The organism is Propioniciclava sinopodophylli, from assembly GCF_004324755.1.
GTDB lineage: Bacteria > Actinomycetota > Actinomycetes > Propionibacteriales > Propionibacteriaceae > Propioniciclava > Propioniciclava sinopodophylli.
Genome location: NZ_SDMQ01000002.1, coordinates 174,945 through 191,160, shown reverse-complemented (window position 1 = coordinate 191,160; position 16,216 = coordinate 174,945). Strand labels below are relative to the sequence as shown.

At 72.5% G+C, this 16,216-nt stretch carries 16 protein-coding genes and 1 pseudogene; 9 read left to right on the top strand and 8 right to left on the bottom strand.

Features of this window, described 5'->3' with window-relative positions:
* Window positions 1-3: 3 nt before the first annotated feature.
* Both ET989_RS03115 and ET989_RS16090 read right to left on the bottom strand, forming a co-directional pair.
* Window positions 4-480 (bottom strand): hypothetical protein, encoded by a 477-nt coding sequence (locus tag ET989_RS03115; RefSeq protein ID WP_131167102.1) that lies wholly within the window; start codon window positions 478-480, stop codon window positions 4-6.
* A 266-nt stretch (window positions 481-746) separates the two neighbouring features.
* Window positions 747-911, bottom strand: a pseudogene (locus tag ET989_RS16090) (sunset domain-containing protein); the annotation flags it as partial.
* 906 nt (window positions 912-1,817) lie between these two features.
* On the opposite strand from ET989_RS16090, the gene ET989_RS03105 reads away from it, so the two are divergent.
* Window positions 1,818-2,336 (top strand): peptidylprolyl isomerase, encoded by a 519-nt coding sequence (locus tag ET989_RS03105; protein ID WP_131167100.1) that lies wholly within the window; start codon window positions 1,818-1,820, stop codon window positions 2,334-2,336.
* 114 nt (window positions 2,337-2,450) lie between these two features.
* Here ET989_RS03105 and ET989_RS03100 read toward each other — a convergent pair whose 3' ends face one another.
* A complete protein-coding gene (locus tag ET989_RS03100) occupies window positions 2,451-2,726 on the bottom strand; it encodes an Lrp/AsnC family transcriptional regulator (RefSeq protein WP_131167099.1) in 276 nt (91 codons plus the stop codon).
* Window positions 2,723-4,435 (bottom strand): DEDD exonuclease domain-containing protein, encoded by a 1,713-nt coding sequence (locus ET989_RS03095; RefSeq protein ID WP_131167098.1) that lies wholly within the window; start codon window positions 4,433-4,435, stop codon window positions 2,723-2,725. Before ET989_RS03095 ends, ET989_RS03100 begins: the two co-directional genes overlap by 4 nt.
* 102 nt (window positions 4,436-4,537) lie before the next feature.
* Between ET989_RS03095 and ET989_RS03090 the strand changes: the two genes are divergently transcribed.
* Window positions 4,538-4,774 (top strand): hypothetical protein, encoded by a 237-nt coding sequence (locus ET989_RS03090; RefSeq protein ID WP_338324510.1) that lies wholly within the window; start codon window positions 4,538-4,540, stop codon window positions 4,772-4,774.
* Here ET989_RS03090 and ET989_RS03085 read toward each other — a convergent pair.
* Window positions 4,771-5,526: an alpha/beta hydrolase gene (locus ET989_RS03085; RefSeq protein WP_131167097.1), complete on the bottom strand. Its 756-nt coding sequence runs from the start codon at window positions 5,524-5,526 to the stop codon at window positions 4,771-4,773. The two genes, ET989_RS03090 and ET989_RS03085, sit on opposite strands and share 4 nt — an antisense overlap.
* A 54-nt stretch (window positions 5,527-5,580) precedes the next feature.
* Between ET989_RS03085 and ET989_RS03080 the strand changes: the two genes are divergently transcribed.
* From ET989_RS03080 to ET989_RS03070, 3 genes are all read left to right on the top strand, one after another.
* Entirely contained in the window at window positions 5,581-6,339 is a 759-nt protein-coding gene (locus ET989_RS03080) for a lysophospholipid acyltransferase family protein (RefSeq protein WP_131167096.1), read from the top strand.
* Between the two features lie 71 nt (window positions 6,340-6,410).
* Entirely contained in the window at window positions 6,411-7,802 is a 1,392-nt protein-coding gene (locus tag ET989_RS03075) for a class II 3-deoxy-7-phosphoheptulonate synthase (RefSeq protein WP_131167095.1), read from the top strand.
* Window positions 7,802-8,818 (top strand): threonine aldolase family protein, encoded by a 1,017-nt coding sequence (locus ET989_RS03070; RefSeq protein WP_131167094.1) that lies wholly within the window; start codon window positions 7,802-7,804, stop codon window positions 8,816-8,818. The genes ET989_RS03075 and ET989_RS03070 overlap by 1 nt, the downstream gene beginning before the upstream one ends.
* Here ET989_RS03070 and ET989_RS03065 read toward each other — a convergent pair whose 3' ends face one another.
* The gene (locus ET989_RS03065; protein WP_131167093.1) at window positions 8,819-9,139 is read right to left on the bottom strand and encodes a thioredoxin family protein; all 321 of its coding nucleotides are present in this window, start codon (window positions 9,137-9,139) and stop codon (window positions 8,819-8,821) included.
* Window positions 9,140-9,161: 22 nt separating this feature from the next.
* Here ET989_RS03065 and ET989_RS03060 point away from each other — a divergent pair, with 22 nt between their 5' ends.
* Together ET989_RS03060 and argE are read left to right on the top strand one after the other, a co-directional pair.
* Window positions 9,162-9,809 (top strand): MBL fold metallo-hydrolase, encoded by a 648-nt coding sequence (locus ET989_RS03060; protein ID WP_131167092.1) that lies wholly within the window; start codon window positions 9,162-9,164, stop codon window positions 9,807-9,809.
* Between the two features lie 126 nt (window positions 9,810-9,935).
* Window positions 9,936-11,108, top strand: a complete 1,173-nt coding sequence (gene argE / locus ET989_RS03055) for an acetylornithine deacetylase (protein WP_131167091.1) — start codon at window positions 9,936-9,938, stop codon at window positions 11,106-11,108.
* 130 nt (window positions 11,109-11,238) lie between these two features.
* Here the strand turns inward: argE and pknB are convergent, their stop codons facing one another.
* Window positions 11,239-13,266 (bottom strand): Stk1 family PASTA domain-containing Ser/Thr kinase, encoded by a 2,028-nt coding sequence (gene pknB / locus ET989_RS03050; RefSeq protein ID WP_165490001.1) that lies wholly within the window; start codon window positions 13,264-13,266, stop codon window positions 11,239-11,241.
* Window positions 13,267-13,407: 141 nt separating this feature from the next.
* Here pknB and ET989_RS03045 point away from each other — a divergent pair, with 141 nt between their 5' ends.
* On the top strand, window positions 13,408-14,148 hold the full coding sequence (locus tag ET989_RS03045) for a thiamine phosphate synthase (RefSeq protein ID WP_165490000.1): 741 nt from the start codon (window positions 13,408-13,410) through the stop codon (window positions 14,146-14,148).
* Between the two features lie 8 nt (window positions 14,149-14,156).
* On the opposite strand, the gene ET989_RS03040 is transcribed toward ET989_RS03045, so the two are convergent.
* Window positions 14,157-15,272, bottom strand: coding sequence for a polyprenyl synthetase family protein (locus ET989_RS03040; protein WP_131167088.1), 1,116 nt, complete (start codon window positions 15,270-15,272; stop codon window positions 14,157-14,159).
* A gap of 51 nt (window positions 15,273-15,323) precedes the next feature.
* On the opposite strand from ET989_RS03040, the gene ET989_RS03035 reads away from it, so the two are divergent.
* Window positions 15,324-16,211: a methylenetetrahydrofolate reductase gene (locus ET989_RS03035; RefSeq protein ID WP_131167087.1), complete on the top strand. Its 888-nt coding sequence runs from the start codon at window positions 15,324-15,326 to the stop codon at window positions 16,209-16,211.
* Window positions 16,212-16,216: the final 5 nt, after the last annotated feature.

Here is a 16,216-nt window from a genome sequence, read left to right as displayed (position 1 = left end):
ACCCTAGGCCGCGCCGAGGGCGTCCAGCGTGCGATCCCGGTTGGCGGCCTCCACGGCCACGAGTGCGCGCAGTGCCGTGACGGCGGGCACCGTCGCGGGCGTCCCGTCCGCCAACGCTGCGACGAGGGCCTGCGTGCAGGCCAGCCGGTCGGCCAGTTCTGCGAGTGGGACCCCCAGACCCACGAGGTCGGCGACGCGGGCGCACGTGGGCGAGGCAGCGACCCAGGTGGTGCGCAGGCGCTGCAGTTCTTCCGGCGTCACCGACCACAGCTGTTGGGCGACGGTGCGGGGGATGCGGCGCAGGCGCGGGCGGGGGCGCCCGCCCACCAGGCGCGCCGCGGCGCGCTGGGACACCCCGGCGTAGGCCGCGACGACCTGCCACGGCAGGCCCGTGCCGGCGCAGAGGCGCTCGAGGTGGGCGGCGAACGGGGCGGCGTCGACCCACGCTGCGGGGTCGATGATGCGGACGATGCGGGTCATGGGGCCTCCTGGGGAACGTTCCAACCAGGAAGGCCTCCGGGACAGGCCGATTGTGAGTGGCTGCTGAGAAGAAGTTCGCCGAGGGCTTGGCCCCAAGCCCTCGGCGTGGGGAAGGCAAGCCCTCGGCGGAGGGAACCCAAGCCCTCGGCGGAGGGAAGGCAAGCCCTCGGCGGAGGGAACCCAAGCCCTCGGCGGAGGGGGCACGCCAAAGGGCGGGGCGCGACCGTGGTGGTCGCGCCCCGCCCCGCAGGTGGTGCGTCAGTGCGTCAGCGCTGGGCCTTGGTGAACCCGGCCGCTTCGGCGGCCTCCTCGCTGGCGAACCAGACATCGGCGATGGTGCGCTCGTAGCCGCCGTTGCCCTGGACGTGGTACTTCATCGAACGCTCGTTGCCCTTGATCGAGAAGCCCTCCGGCGGCTCGGCACCCACGTAGGCGCCGTCCCCGTAAGGGCTAGGGACGAAAGGGTCAGCATCGGCCTCCGCGTCGGCGGCGGCCTCGGGAGCCTCGTCGGTCAGCGGCTCGTCGCCGGGCAGCACCTCGCCGCCGTCCTCCAGCCACTGGTCGGCCGCGTCCACCGGGCCGTCGGCGTCAGCCGTGGCCAGGTCGTCCACGATCTTCTGCGGCGTGGTGGGCACGTAGGGCTGGCTCGGCTCGTGCGCCTGCCACCCGGAGTCGTCGGGCGCCAGGAACTTCTTGATCGCGAAGGCGACCACGGCGAGCAGGCCGCCGGCCAGGATGACCTGACCGAGGGTGCCCCACACGGAGTTCTTCTTCTTCGGGGCCGGAACCTGGGGGATTTCCACCTTGGCGATGTCGTCGGCGGCGTTGTGCAGCAGGTCGCTCAGCGCGGGCAGGAACCCGTACTGGACCTTGCTGCGGGCGTCGTCGACGGCCGGGGCGATGCGGGCGTAGGCGTTGTCGAGGGCCGGGGACACGCGGTCCAGGGCCTCGTCGAGCTTCGGACGGGCGGCATCCACGGCCGAGGCCGCGAACTGGGCGCCGCGCTTCTTGGCGTCCTTGGCGTAGGGGCTGATGTAGTCGCTCGCCTGGTGGATCGCATCCTGGGCGCGCGGGGCCAGGTAGTCCTGGGCCTGCTGCAGGTATGCCTGGGCCTGGGCAAGGGCGTCCTTGCCGAGGTCCGCCGCGGCGTGGGTGGTGTCACCGACGGCGCGTTCGAACTTCTTCCGGTTCACGGGTTTCCTCCGTTGCGGTTGTGTGGTTCGCGTGATCGCGTGCGTCCACCGTACCCAAGCGCCCACCCGCGCAACAGAGCGCGTGGGTAACGTTGGGTGCGCACGTGCGCCGTCAGGCGCGTCATCCACCCGAAAGGATCCACCGTGGCCCAGCAGGCGACGCTCCACACCAACCACGGGGACATCGTCCTCACCCTGTTCGCTGAGCAGGCCCCCAACACCGTCGAGAACTTCGTCGGCCTCGCGACCGGCACCAAGGAGTACCGCGACGCCGAGACGGGAGCCGCCACCACCGGCAACTTCTACGACGGTCTGGTGTTCCACCGCATCATCGACGGGTTCATGATCCAGGGCGGCTGCCCCAGCGGCACCGGCACCGGCGGACCGGGCTACCGCTTCGGCGACGAGTTCCACCCCGACCTGGCCTTCAACAAGCCCTACCTGCTCGCCATGGCGAACGCGGGCCCCGGCACCAACGGCTCGCAGTTCTTCATCACGGTCACCCAGACCCCGCACCTGAACTTCCGCCACACGATCTTCGGTGAGGTGGCCGACCAGGCCAGCCGCGACGTCGTGGACGCCATCGCCAAGGTGCGCACCGGCCGCGGCGACCGCCCGGTCGAGCCCGTGGTCATCGAGTCGGTCGAGGTCACCGAGGCCTGAGCCGACCCACCGACGCAGGACGCCCCCGCCCTCGCGGCGGGGGCGTTCTGTGCGTCAGCCCGCTCGAGGCGCGCTCCACCTGCACCTCGGGGACACCCGCACCTCGGGGACCGCTCACTCGCCGAGCGAGAACGCAGCCTCCAGGTCGTGCGAGGAGTAGGCGCGGAACGCCAGGTGGGTCTGCGTGCCCGTGACGCCGGCGACCTTGTTGATCTGGCCCGTCACGACGTCGGCGATTGTCTCGACGTCGCGGGTGCGCACCATCGCGACGAGGTCGATATCGCCGGTGACGGAGTAGACCTCGGTGACGCCGTCCAGTGCGGCGACCTCCTCGGCAACCCCGGTGACGCGATCGACCGCGGTGGTGATGAAGACGATGGCGGTGTTCATGGGGCCACACTATCCAGCGCGTGGCGCGGGAGGTCGGCCAACGCTATCGACCCGTGCAAAGGCCACGCCCAGTCGCCCTCGATCTCGATGATGCGGGACCGCTCCAGCCAGGCGGCGACCCGCTCGACCTCCTCGACCGTCGCCGCGGGCATGCCCGGCAGGGGGGCGGGCACGTGCTCGGCCGCACGCACGGCGTCCCGGGCCACGGCCTGTACCACCTCCCCCGGGCGGGCCAGCGCGGCCGCGGCCAGCCGCCCGTGGCGGATGACGTGCACCTCCCAGCCCTCCTCGGACCGGCTCGCGGCGACAACCTGGGCACAGCCCGCCAGCGCCTCGAGGCGGCGGGCCCGGGTCGACGCCCGCACGAACGCCTCCAGCCGGGCGGTGAGCCGCCCCGCCTCCTCGAAGCGCTCGGCCTCGATGAGCTTGCCGAGCTTCGACCGGGGCGCGGTCAGGATGCCCCGCACGTCGGTGGTCAGGCTGGCGCGCACGGCGTCCGTCACGGCGACGTAGTCGGCGCGCGAGGTGGTTCCGTCGCACGGCGCCAGGCACTTGCCGAGGTCGCCGAGCGCGCACCGGCCGGTCAGCCTCCGCTCGCTCAGGCGTTCGGTGCACTGGCGGATGGGGAACGCCTCGTAGACGGCCAGCGCCGCTTGCTCCGCGGCCTCGCGCCGCCCGAACGGGCCGAAGTAGCAGGCGCCGTCGTCCGCGACCTTCCGCACCAGCGACAGCCGCGGGAAGGGCTCGTCGGTGAGCTTGAGCCACAGCTGGCGCTCGGGGAACTTCGAGCGCCGGTTGTACCGCGGTGCGTGGGCGGCGATGAGGCGCAGTTCGAGCACCTCGGCCTCCAGCGGTGTGCGGCACACCGTCGCCTCAACGCCCGTGCTGATGCGCACCATCTCCTCCATGCGGGGGCGCTTCTCGGCGGCGGTGAAGTAGCTGCGGACGCGGGCGCGCAGGTTCACGCTCTTGCCCACGTACAGCACCTGCCGCCGGATCACGCCGTCGCGATCGGGCAGGTCGGCCACGAACTGGTAGACCCCCGGCGCGACGGGCACGTCGGACGCCCACGTGCGCTTGGCGCGCCGCTCGGGGGAGACCCCGCGGGTGAACTCCAGCAGGTCCTCCAGCGTCGAGACTCCGAGGTTGCCGACCCGCTCCAGGAGGCCGTGCAGCACATGGACCGTGGCCCGGGCGTCCGTCAGCGCGCGGTGGTTGGGGGCCTCGGGGGCCCGGAAGTGGTGGGCGAGCGTGGCCAGCTTCACGTTCGGCACCTCGTCGCGCATGAGGACGCCCCGCGCCAGCGTCACGGTGTCGACCACGCCGAAGCCCGGCCACGGGAGCTGCTGGGCGGCGCAGGCGCGCTTGAGGAACCCCACGTCGAAGCCTGCGTTGTGGGCCACCAGCACCGCCCCGCGGGCGAACTCCAGGAAGGGCGGGATCACCTGGTCGACGCGCGGGGCGTCCGCCACCATCGCGTCCGTGATGCCGGTGAGCACCGAGATCAGCGGCGGGATGTGGGCGTTCGGGTTCACCATCGTCTGGAACTCGCCGACGACCTCGCCGCCCTCCACCCGCACGGCGCCCACCTCGGTGATGGACGCGTCCGCCCCCGCCCCGGTCGTCTCGAGGTCGACCACCACGAAGGGGGTGGTGGCCAGGTGGCGGCCCAGGTCCTCGAAGGTGGGTTGGAGCGCGGACGTCGTCATGTCCGCAGACGCTAGGGGGCGGGTCCGACAATCCATGGCACGCTGCCCGGTCCATCCGGGACCGCGCGCGTATTGTCGGAGGCGCCTGACAGCGTGTGCGCCATGGACACGATGCTGGTCGATTGCAACGCCTGTGCCGCCCGCGGGCCGGCCTGTGGCGAGTGCGTGGTCTCGGTGCTGCTCGGCATGCCCGGGGCCGCGGAGGGGGGCGGACTGGCCCCCGACGAGAGGGCGGCTCTGGACGCCCTCGCGGGCGGCGGCCTCCTGCCGCCGCTGCGGCTGGTGCAGGCCGTCGGCCCGGTCCCAAAGGAGCAGTGGCCGCTGACCCGCCGCGCCTAGGCGACCGGCGCGGCGGCCACCCGCTCCACGAACTGCAGCGACTGGTCGACGATGGTGTTGGCGTCGTGGTCGAGCGTGGCGACGTGGTAGCTGTTCGGCAGGTGCACCTCGGTGATGTCGGCCGACGACACCAGCCGCAGGATGGTGTCGGACGACGTGCCGGGCACGACGTGGTCGACGGTCGAGCGGAACAGGATGAGCGGGCAGGTGACGAGGTCGAGCACGGACTTCACGTCGGTCCACAGCTTGAAGAGCTCGTGCACCCCGTACACCGGCGTCATGTCGTAGGCGCCCTCGTCGACGCCCTCCAGGGCGATGTCGTTGCCGATCGACGGGGTGGCCGGCACCAGGTACTTGAGCACGCCGGCGAAGCGGGCCATGGGGTCGACGGCGCCCAGGGCCGGGTTGACCAGCATCAGGCCGGCCACGTCGGTGTGCTGCTCGGCCAGTCGCAGCGCGAGCGACCCGCCCATCGACAGGCCGGCGACGAAGACCTGGTCGCAGCGCTCCTGCAGTCCCCGGTACTCGGCGTCCACGCGGTCGTACCAGTCGCGCCAGCTGGTGACGTTCAACTCCTGCCAGACGGTGCCGTGGCCCGGCAGCCGGGGGAGCGAGACGGTGTGGCCGGCCTCGGCCGCCTGCTCGGCCCAGCCGCGCAGGGAGGCGGGGGATCCGGTGAAGCCGTGGCAGAAGAGGATGCCGACGGGGCCGCCGTCGGCATGAAACGGGGCCATGTGGTCCGGGTTCGCCATGGCGCCATCGTAGGGGCCCGGCCACTAGGCTGGCCCGCCAGGAGGTTTCGACACATGAGTTGGTACGGGTTCTTCAAGGTGCCGTTCCGTCAGTTCGTGAAGCACGGCTACAAGGCGACCATCACCGGCGCGGAGAACATCCCGCGCACCGGTGGCGTGATCCTGGCCAGCAACCACGTCTCGTCCGCGGACACCTTCCTGACCCCCGCGCTGATCGACCGCCAGGTGACCCTGCCGGTCAAGGCCGAGGCCTTCCGCCGCGACCAGGGCCTGGTGTGGGGCGTCATCGGCTGGTTCCTCAAGGCGGTCGGCATGGTGCCGCTCGACCGCACCGGCGGCCGCGCCGCCCTGGACGGGCTGGGCCCGGTCATCGAGGCGCTGAAGGAGGGCCGGGTCGTCGGCATCTACCCCGAGGGCACCCGCTCGCCCGACGGCCGCCTGTACCAGGGCAGGACGGGCGTGGCCCGCCTGGCGCTGTCCACCGGTGCCCCCGTCGTGCCCGTCGGAATCCTCGACGCGAAGATCACCGGTAAGAAGCTCGGCATCCCGTGGGTCGAACGCCCGCGCATCGTCGTCGGGAAGCCGCTCGACTTCTCCGCGTGGAAGGGCATGGAGGAAGACCGCGCCGTGGGGCGTTGGGTCACCGACGAGGTGATGGCGGCCATCCAGCAGCTCACCGGCCAGACCTACGTGCAGGCCTACGCGTCCTCGGTGAAGTCCGGCTCGATGGACGCCGCAGAGGCGGACCGCCGCGTCCGCGAGCGCCCGGGCGGTGGGCCGGCGCCCCAGGCGCCACCCACGGCGTCCGCCTGAACCGGTGGCGTGGCGGTACCGGGTCGCGGTACCCGTCGGGGCATGCGGCCGGGCCCGACTATCCTGACCCGGTGTCCACGACGATTCCTTCCCTGACCGACCTGCACGCGCGCGGAGCGGCCCAGCAGCCGACCTATCCCGACGCCGCCGCGTTGGCGTCCGTGGTCGGCGAGCTCCGGGAGCGTCCCCCGCTGGTGTTCGCCGGTGAGGCCGACGACCTGAAGGAGCGCATCGCCGACGTCGCTGCGGGCCGGGCGTTCATGCTGCAGGCGGGCGACTGCGCCGAGACCTTCGGCAACGTGACCGCCGTCAACATCCGCAACGCGCTGCGCGTGCAACTGTCGATGGCGGTCGTGCTCCAGTACGCCGCGCAGGTGCCCGTGGTCAAGGTGGGCCGCATCGCCGGCCAGTACGCCAAGCCGCGCAGCAGCAACGACGAGACGCGCGACGGCCTGACCCTGCCGTCCTACCGCGGGGACGCCGTGAACGGGCTCGACTTCAACGCCGAGTCCCGCGTGCCCGACCCGCGCCGCCTGCTGGACGTCTACAACTCCTCGGCGGCGACGCTGAACCTCGTCCGCGCGTTCGTCAACGGCGGCTTCGCCGACCTGCGCACCGTGCACAGCTGGAACACCGACTTCGTGCGCAACTCGCGCGTCGAGGCCAAGTACGAGGCGCTGTCGGACGAGATCGAGCGCGCGATGGCGTTCATGATCGCCTGCGGCGTGAGCGACGACGCGTTCCGGACGGTCAACTACTGGGCCTCCCACGAGGCGCTGCTCATGGAGTACGAGCACGCGCTCACCCGCATCGACTCCCGCACGGGCACCCCGTACGGCACGTCCGGCCACCTGCTGTGGATCGGCGAGCGCACCCGCCAGATCGACGGCGCCCACGTCGAGCTGCTGAGCCGCCTGCGCAACCCCGTCGGCGTCAAGCTCGGCCCCACCACCACGCCCGAGGTCGCGCGCGAGCTGGTCGAGCGCCTCGACCCCGACAACGAGCCGGGCCGCCTCACGATCATCACGCGGATGGGCGCCGGCAAGGTCCGCGACGCCCTGCCCGCGATCATCGAGGCCGTGGAGGCCACCGGCCGCAAGGTCGCGTGGGTGTGCGACCCGATGCATGGCAACACCTATTCGACGGAGAAGGGCTTCAAGACGCGCGCCTTCCCGGTCATCTGGGACGAGGTCGACGGCTTCTTCGACGTGCACGCCGAGCTGGGGACCTGGCCCGGCGGCGTCCACATCGAGCTGACCGGCAACGACGTCACCGAATGCGTCGGTGGCGTCGACGAGCTCGACGAGGACGCGCTGGCCGACCGCTACGAGACGGCCTGCGACCCGCGCCTGAACCGCAACCAGGGCATCGAGCTGGCGTTCTACCTGGCCGAGCGGCTGCGCAACGACATCCTGCGGCGCGGGACGAACCCCATTCAGGAGTTCACCCCGCGGGAGATGTGATGATCGATCTGCGCTCCGACACGGTCACCCGGCCGACGGACGCGATGCGCGCGGCCATGGCCGCCGCACCCGTCGGAGACGATGTCTACGCCGAGGACCCGACCATCGGCGAGCTCGAGGCGCGCGTCGCCGCGCTGCTGGGCCACGAGGCGGGCCTGTTCTGCGCCACCGGCTCGCTGGCCAACGTGCTCGGCGTCGCCCAGCACGTCGCGCCCGGCCAGGAGGTGCTCTGCGACTCCGGGGCCCACATCGCCCGGGCGGAGATGGGCGCCCACGGCGCCCTGACCGGCGTCACGATGCGCACGTGGGTGACCCCCGACGGTCGCGTCGATCCAGCCGGCGTCGAGGCGCTGTTCTCGCCGGACGCCGGCCCCTACCTCGTCTCGACAGCCTGCGTCGAGGTCGAGAACACCCACAACTTCGGGGGCGGCACGATTCAGCCGCTGGCCGCGCTGGAGTCGCTCGCGGCGCTGTGCCGTGACGCGGGCGTCCGCATGCACCTGGACGGCGCACGCCTGTGGAACGCCCATGTGGCGACCGGCGTACCGCTGGCCACCTACGGCGGGCTGTTCGACACCGTCAGCGTCTGCTTCTCCAAGGGACTGGGGGCGCCGGTGGGGTCGGTGCTGGTCGGCCCGGCCGAGGCCATGTCGTCCGCCCGGGTCCTGCGCAAGCGGCTCGGCGGCGGCTGGCGCCAGGCGGGGCTGCTCGCCGCGGCCTGCCTGCATGCGCTGGACCACCACGTCGAGCGGCTGGCCGACGACCACGCGGGTGCGCGGGCGTTCGCGGACGCCGTGCGCGCGGCCGGGGTCGCGGTGACCGAGCCCGAGACCAACATCGTCGTCGTGCCGACCGGCGCGCACCCGGCCGCCGAAGTCGTGGCGCGGGCGTCCGAGCGGGGCGTGCGGATCTCGGCCGTGGGCGCGCGCGTCGTGCGTGCGGTCACCCACCTCGACGTCACGACCGCCCGGTGCGCGGACGCCGGGGCCGTGCTGGGGGAGATCCTCGGCGCGTGATCAGGCGTCGAGGGCGGCGATGGCCTCCTCGACCGCCTCGCGGCTGCCCGGGCGGACGACCCGGGAGACCTCTTCGCCGTCACGCAGGAAGACCAGCGTCGGCCAGAGCTTGACACGGAACGAACGACCCAGGGGGCGGCCCTTGCCGTCCTCGGCGCGGATGCGGGTGATGTCCGGCCGGTCGGACAGGGCCGGCTCGACGAACCGGGAGGCGGCACGGCAGTAGCCGCACCAGTCGGTGCCGAACTCGACGACGACCCGGCCGGCCATGGCGTCGACCTCGTCGCGGTTGGGTTGGTTCACGAGGTAGCCAGCGTTCATCCCCCGAGCTTAGGTTGGGGTCATGCAGATCACGCACCTGGGCCACGCGGCCGTCCTGCTGGAGGTGGCCGACCGCCGGATCCTGTTCGATCCGGGCAACTTCTCCGACGGCTGGCACGGCACTACCGACCTGGACGCGATCGTCGTCACCCACCTGCACCCCGACCACATCGACCCCGACCACATCGGCGGCCTGCTGGCCGACAACCCGGGCGCGCAGGTCTGGGTCGAGCCGGGCGTGCTGTCGCAGTACGACCTGCCCCCGGGCGTCCAGGGCATCGCCGAGGACGAGTCGGTCGAGCTGGGCGGCGTCCGCATCGAGGCGGTCGGCGGGCTGCACGCGGTCATCCACCGGGACATCCCGCGCATCGGCAACGTGGGGCTCGTCGTGAGCGCCGAGGGGGAGCCGACGTTCTTTCACCCGGGCGACTCGCTCGACACCGCGCCCGCGGGCGTCGATGTCATCGCGATCCCGATGATGGGGCCGTGGGCGGCGATGAAGGAGCACATCGACTTCCTGCGTGAGGTCGGCGCCCCGCAGGGCTTCGGCATCCACGACGGGCTGCTGTCGGACCGGGGCTGGAAGCTGTCACACGGTCGCTACAACGAGATGACCCCCACGACGGTCCACGACCTCCGCGACCGCATGCCCTGGACTCCCGCGGGCTGACGTCCCCCTGCGCCGAGGGCCCCGGCTTCTGGCGTCGAGAGCCCCGGCTTCTGGCGTCGAGAGCCCCGCCCTCTGGCGTCGAGAGCCCTGCCCGGGCCGTTGCCGCGTCGTGATAGGAAGGAGATCATGACGTCCCCCTCGCCTGGCGTGCTCGACTGGCTCGCGCGCCTGATCGCCCTCGACACCACCAGCCGCGACTCGAACCTGCCGCTGGTCGACCTGGTCGCTGAGCACGCGCGCTCTCTGGGCCTCGACCCGCACGTCTTCCCGAACGAGGACGGGACGAAGGCGAACCTCGTCGTCACGGTGCCCGACGCCGACGGCAAGACCGCCGGGGGCGTCATGCTGAGCGGGCACTCCGACGTCGTCCCCGTGGACGGCCAGGCGTGGGCGTCCAACCCTTTCACCCTGACCGAGCGGGACGGACTGCTCTACGGCCGCGGCACCGCCGACATGAAGGGCTTCAACGCGATCATCGTGGACGCCCTCGCCGAACTCGTCGCCCAGCCGCTGCGTGAGCCGGTGCACATCGCGCTGTCCCATGACGAGGAGGTCGGGTGCATCGGAGCCCAGCCCCTCGTGGACGGGATGCGCTCGGTCGGGCTCGCGCCGCGGGTCTGCTTCGTGGGTGAGCCGACGTCGATGCGGATGATCCGCGGGCACAAGTCCATCAACCTGGTCACGATCACGCTGCACGGGCTCGCCGCGCACAGCTCGCTGACCGCCCAGGGCGTGAACGCCATCGAGCACGCGGCGTCCGTGGTGCGGTACTGGCGCGAGCGGGCGGACGCCTGGCGCACCACCGGCCCGTTCGACGAGGCGTACCCGATCGCCCACACGACCGGGTCGGTCAACCAGATCGCTGGCGGCAACGGGGTCAACATCATCCCGGCGGAATGCTCGGTGACGCTCGAGTTCCGTTCGATCGGGACGGCCGCCGACGACCAGGCCGAGATCGACGCGCTCGTGGCGTACTGCCGTGAGATCGAGCGTGCCATGCGGGCGGAGGACGCCTCGGCCTCGGTCGAGATCGACGTGCGCGCGCAGACGCCCGGGCTGGACACGCCCACCGACAGCGACGCCGTGCGGCTGGGGGAGCAACTCGGGCTCGAGGTGCAGGACGACAAGGTCACCTACGGCACGGAGGCGGGCATCTACGCCAACGCGGGCATCTCGACCGTCGTGGTCGGCCCCGGCGACATCGCGCAGGCGCACAAGCCGGACGAGTTCATCGACCCCGACCAGCTCGCGCAGTGCCAGGCGTTCATCGGACGCCTGATCGATCACGTGCGCGTGTAGGGGCTCTCGACGCAGAACACCGGGGCTGTCGGCGCAGAACACCGGGGCTGTCGGCGCAGAACACCGGGGCTGTCGGCGCAGAACACCGGGGCTGTCGGCGCAGAAGACCGGGGCTGTCGGCGGAGGGGCGTCAGACGAGGTTCAGGGTGACCCGGGAGCCCTTGGGGACCGAGGCGCCCTCGGCGGGCTCGACGCTCAGGACCATGCCGAAGCCGCCGTTGACCAGGCGCTTGAAGACCGGCTCCAGGCCCGCGGCGCGGACCTTGGCGGCGGCCTGGTCGGCGCCCATGCCGCGCAGCCCGGTGGGGATCGTCACCATGACGGGGCCCTTGGAGACCGTCGCCGACAGCGCACCGCCGCGCAGCAGCCGGCCCTCGCGCGGGTCCTGGCTGATGACGGCTCCCTTGGGCACGGTGTCGTGGTTGGCCTCGCCGAGGGTGACCTTGATGGCGTTCTCCTTGGCCCAGGCCTGCAGCTCGGCCACTGGCTTGCCGGCGAAGTCCGTCACGGCCACGGGGGCAGGGCCCTTCGAGACCACGATGTCGATCGGGGTGTTTCGCTTGACGGGCGTGCCCGGCTCGGTGCCCTGGGAAATCACGATGCCGCTGGCGACGGTGTCGTGGTACTGCTCGACCACCTCGCCCACCGACAGTGACATGCCGGTGATGAGCTGCTCGGCGTCCGCGCGGGGCTCCTCGACGACCGACGGGACGTCGAACCGCTCGGGACCGCGCGACATCCAGGCCGTGATCGTCCCGTCGCGCAGCACGCGGTCGCCCTCGGCCGGCTCGGTGCGGATGACCTTGCCGGCCTCCACGTCCTCGGAGAACTCCTGCTGGAAGACGACCTGCACGTCGGAGCCGACCGCGAGGGCGACGGCCTCGTCCTGCGTCAGCGTGGCCAACGCGGGCGCGGTCGTCCAGCGGCCCTCGAACAGGTACCAGCCGCCCCAGCCCGCACAGCCCAGCACCGCGAGCACGGCCAGCAGCGACACGAGGCGCTTCCAGCGCGGGGCGGACGCCGTGGGCCGCGCCACCCGCGGGGGCGGCACGGGCGACTGCGGACCGGTGAGATCGGGCAGCGCCCGCGTGTGCGGGGAGTGCGGGGAGTAGGGCAGCGGCCCGTCGCTGTAGAACGGCGCCCCGTCGACCGAGACGTCGAACGTCGGTGACACGGGCGTGACCGGGGTGAACCGGCGCTCGGCGCCCATCCGCGGGGGCATGGTCGGCACGGGCGTGGTCGCGCCATCGGTGGGCTCGGGCTCGGTGCGCCGCATGCGCGCCACGAGGGCCGGGTCGTCGACGACGCCGCGGGCCAGGGCGTCCTTGGCGGCGCGGAGGTGCCCGAGCAGCACGCCGGCGTCCATCGGCCGGTTCGCACGGTCGCGGTTGGCAGCGGTCGTGACCAGGGCGTCGACGTACGGCGGGATGCCGCCACGGCCGTCGCGCCACGTCGTGGAGACCTCCATCGACGGGGCCGAGATCTGGTTGTGCACGTGGCTGTACGCGACCTGGATCGGCGTCTCGCCCTGGTGCGGCTTGCGGCCGGTCAGCATCTCGTACAGCACGATGCCGAGCGAGTACACGTCGGAGCGGGCGTCAGCGCGGCCGCGGGTCACCAGCTCGGGCGCGATGTAGCTGACGGTGCCGATGACCAGCCCGGTCGTGGCCGCGTTGGACTGCGCGGTCACCGCGCGGGCGAGGCCGAAGTCGGCGACCTTGACCTGGCCGCGATCGGAGATGAGCACGTTCTCGGGCTTGATGTCGCGGTGGATCAGCCCGGCGCCGTGGGCGGCCGCCAGGGCGGACGCCACGGGCTCGAGCAGTTCGATGGCGCGTTGGGGGTCCATCGGTGCCTCGCGGGTGATGAGCTGGCGCAGCGTGAAGCCCTGCACGTACTCCATGACGATGTAGGGGCGTCCGGCGTCCGTGCCCTGGTCGAACACGCTGACGACGTTGGCGTGCGACAGGTGGGCGGCCGCGCGGGCCTCGGTGTCGAAGCGCGCGGCGAAGTCGTCGGAGTCGCCCAGCCCGTCGTTCATGACCTTGATGGCGACCGTGCGCGATAGGCGGAGGTCGTTGGCGACGTAGACGGTGGCCATGCCCCCGCGCGCAAGCTTCTTGACGACCTCGTAACGGTCGTCGAGCACGTGACCCACGAGGCCACTGTTGCGGTCTGTCGTCAACACGAATCTCCGGCATGGATCGGGGAAGGGAGGCATGCCAGGCCCGAGTTGAGTGTAGGCAGACGCGCCATGGCGGCCTGCGCCGACCCGCCGGTGTTGTGGCAGGCTTGCCCTGTGACCGCATTGATGGGGATTGCCGCCCGGCTGAAGCTCGCCCGCCTGATCCACATCCTGCCCGACGAGCCGGACGCAGCAGGCCCCTTGGCCCGTGCCAGCTACGCCGGCGGAGCCGACGCCGTGATGCTGGACGAGGACCTCGCCGAGGTCATCGCCGACGACACCGCCGCGCTCGGGCTCGACGCCATCACCGAGGCGGCCCGCGCCACCCAGGGGCTGACCGCGTACCTCGGGCGCCCCGTCCGCGCGGCGTCGTTGTCACCCGACCTCTTCGTGCTCGCCGACGACGAGGCCGATCCCGCCCGCACCCGCAAGGTCGTGGGGGAGTGGACGATGATCGGACGCCGCTGCAACAGCACCGCCGAGACCGAGGCGGCCCTGGCCCACCCCGACGTCGATTTCCTGGTGGTGGGCCCCGGCCTGCCGCTGATCCGGCACGCCGCCGAGCACGCGCCGCAGCATGACCCGAAGTCCAAGCCGTGGTTCGCGGTGGGCGGCATCACGATCGAGTCGCTCCCGGCCGTCATCCGCGGCGGCGCGATGCGCGCGGCTGTCGGCGGGGCCATCACCCGGGCGTCCAACCCCGAGGCGGCAGCGATGCAGCTGAAGGACATCCTGCGCGAGGCTTGGAACGCCGACGAGCGCATGGAGGCCGTCAGCGCGTCGGCGTTCGGCACGTCGCCGCAGCTGACGTTCGACACGAAGCTGGTCCCGCCCGCGGACGGGCGGCACCTGTAGGGCCCGGCTCAGAAGTCGCGGCGCACCGCGAGCCGGGCCAACGCGGTCAGGCCCGCGCGGCCGTCGTCGCTGAGATCGGACCCCGCCAGGGCGGCCATCGCCCGGTCGAACTCGCGGTCGATCTCCTCCTCCACTGCCCCCGTGGCGCCCGAGGAGTCGATGATCGCGCGCGCGCGGGCCACGCCCGCGGCGTCCAGCCCCGGGTCGCCGAACAGGCCGGCCAGCTCGGCGGCGTCCGCCTCGGACGCCCGGCCGAACGCCTCGGCGACCAGCAGGGTGAGCTTGCCGACGCGGAGGTCCTCGCCGGAATCCTTGCCGGTGAGCGCCTCGTCGCCGTAGATGCCCAGCACGTCGTCGCGGTACTGGAACGCGCGGCCCAGCGGCTGGGCGAACGCGGTCAGCGCGTCGAGCTGGTCGTCGGACCCGCCGGCCAGCGCCGCGCCCAGCAGGAGCGGACGGCGGATCGTGTAGGAGGCCGACTTCCACGTCACGACGGTGCGGGTCAGCTCGGTCAGGTGCCGGCGGCCCTCGGGGGTGCGGCTCAGCGCGTGCGGGTCGCGGGCCTGCGCGAGCACGTCCAGGTACTGGCCGGCGGTCACCTCGGTGCGCACCGCCTCCAGGTGCGGACGCCCGCGCCCGAGTTCCACGGTGCCGAGGCCGGAGCGGCGGTACATCTCCTCCGACCAGACGAGCAGCAGGTCGCCGAGCAGGATCGCGCCGGCGCGCCCGAACTGCTCGGGGTCGCCGCGCCACGCCGCGGAGCGGTGGTCGGCCTCGAACTGGCGATGGGCGGCCGGGACGCCGCGGCGGTAGTCGGAGGCGTCCATCACGTCGTCGTGCATGAGCGCCGACACGTGCAGCACGTCCAGCGACGCGGCGGCCCGCACCACGGCGTCCGGCAGGTCCTCGGAGCCGGCGACCGCGGCGTACGCCCACGCGCAGAACGCGGGGCGCAGGCGCTTGCCGCCGTCGGTGAAGACGCGGGCGCGTTCGAGCAGGGGAGCGGTGGCGGGGTGGATGGACGCCAGGGTCTCGGCCTGGCCGTCGAGGAACGCCGTGATCGCGCCCGACACCGCGGCGCGGAAGTCGGCGGAGACGGGGTTGGCGGGAACGAGGCTGACCACGCTGCGAGCCTACCGGGAGCCCTCGGGGGCGCCTGAACTAGGGTAGCCCGCATGCCCGAGACGATCGTCGACCGACTGCGCGCCAGCGATGGTCCGACATTCAGCGTGGAGTTCTTCCCGCCCTCGGACGACGCGGGCGTCCAGCAGCTCATCGGCACCGTGGACGCTCTCGGCGGGCTGCGGCCGGACTGGCTGTCGGTGACCTACGGCGCCACCGGCGCGAGCCGCTACAAGACCTTCTCCGCGGTCGGTGCGATCCGCGGCACGACCGACACCCCGCTGATCGGCCACCTGACCGTGGCTGGGCAGCCGCTGGGCGAGATCCGCCGGGCGCTGGACGCCTACGCGCGGCTCGGCGTGACGCACGTCCTGGCGCTGCGGGGCGACCCTCCCGGCGGCGGTGCGTTCGTGCCGCACCCGGACGGCTTCATCAACGCCACCGAGCTGGTGCGCTTCATCAAGGGCTACGGCGACTTCACCGTCGGCGTGGCGGCCTTCGCGAACGCGCACCCCGAGGGCTCGGCCGAACTCGACGCGCGGATCCTGCTGGACAAGCAGGAGGCCGGAGCCGAGTTCGCCGTCTCGCAGATGTTCTTCGACCCGCAGGCCTACGTGTCGATGCTGGGGCGCTTCCGGTCGCTCGGCGGCACCATGCCCGTGGTCGCCGGCATCATGCCGATCACGGTCCCCTCCCAGATCGAGCGGTTCGGGGCGATGTCCGGGGCCGAGCTGCCGCGCGACGTCGTCGGGCCGCTGCTGGCGGTGGCCGACTCGAAGGAGAAGTTCCGCGAGGTGGGCGTCGACCTCATCACCCAGCTGTGCCGCGACGTGCTGGACGCCGGCGCGCCGGGTCTGCAGTTCTTCACGCTGAACCGTTCGACGGCGACCGTCGAGATCCTGGGGCGGTTGCGCGACCCCGGGGTGGCGCGGGCGTCGTAGGGGCT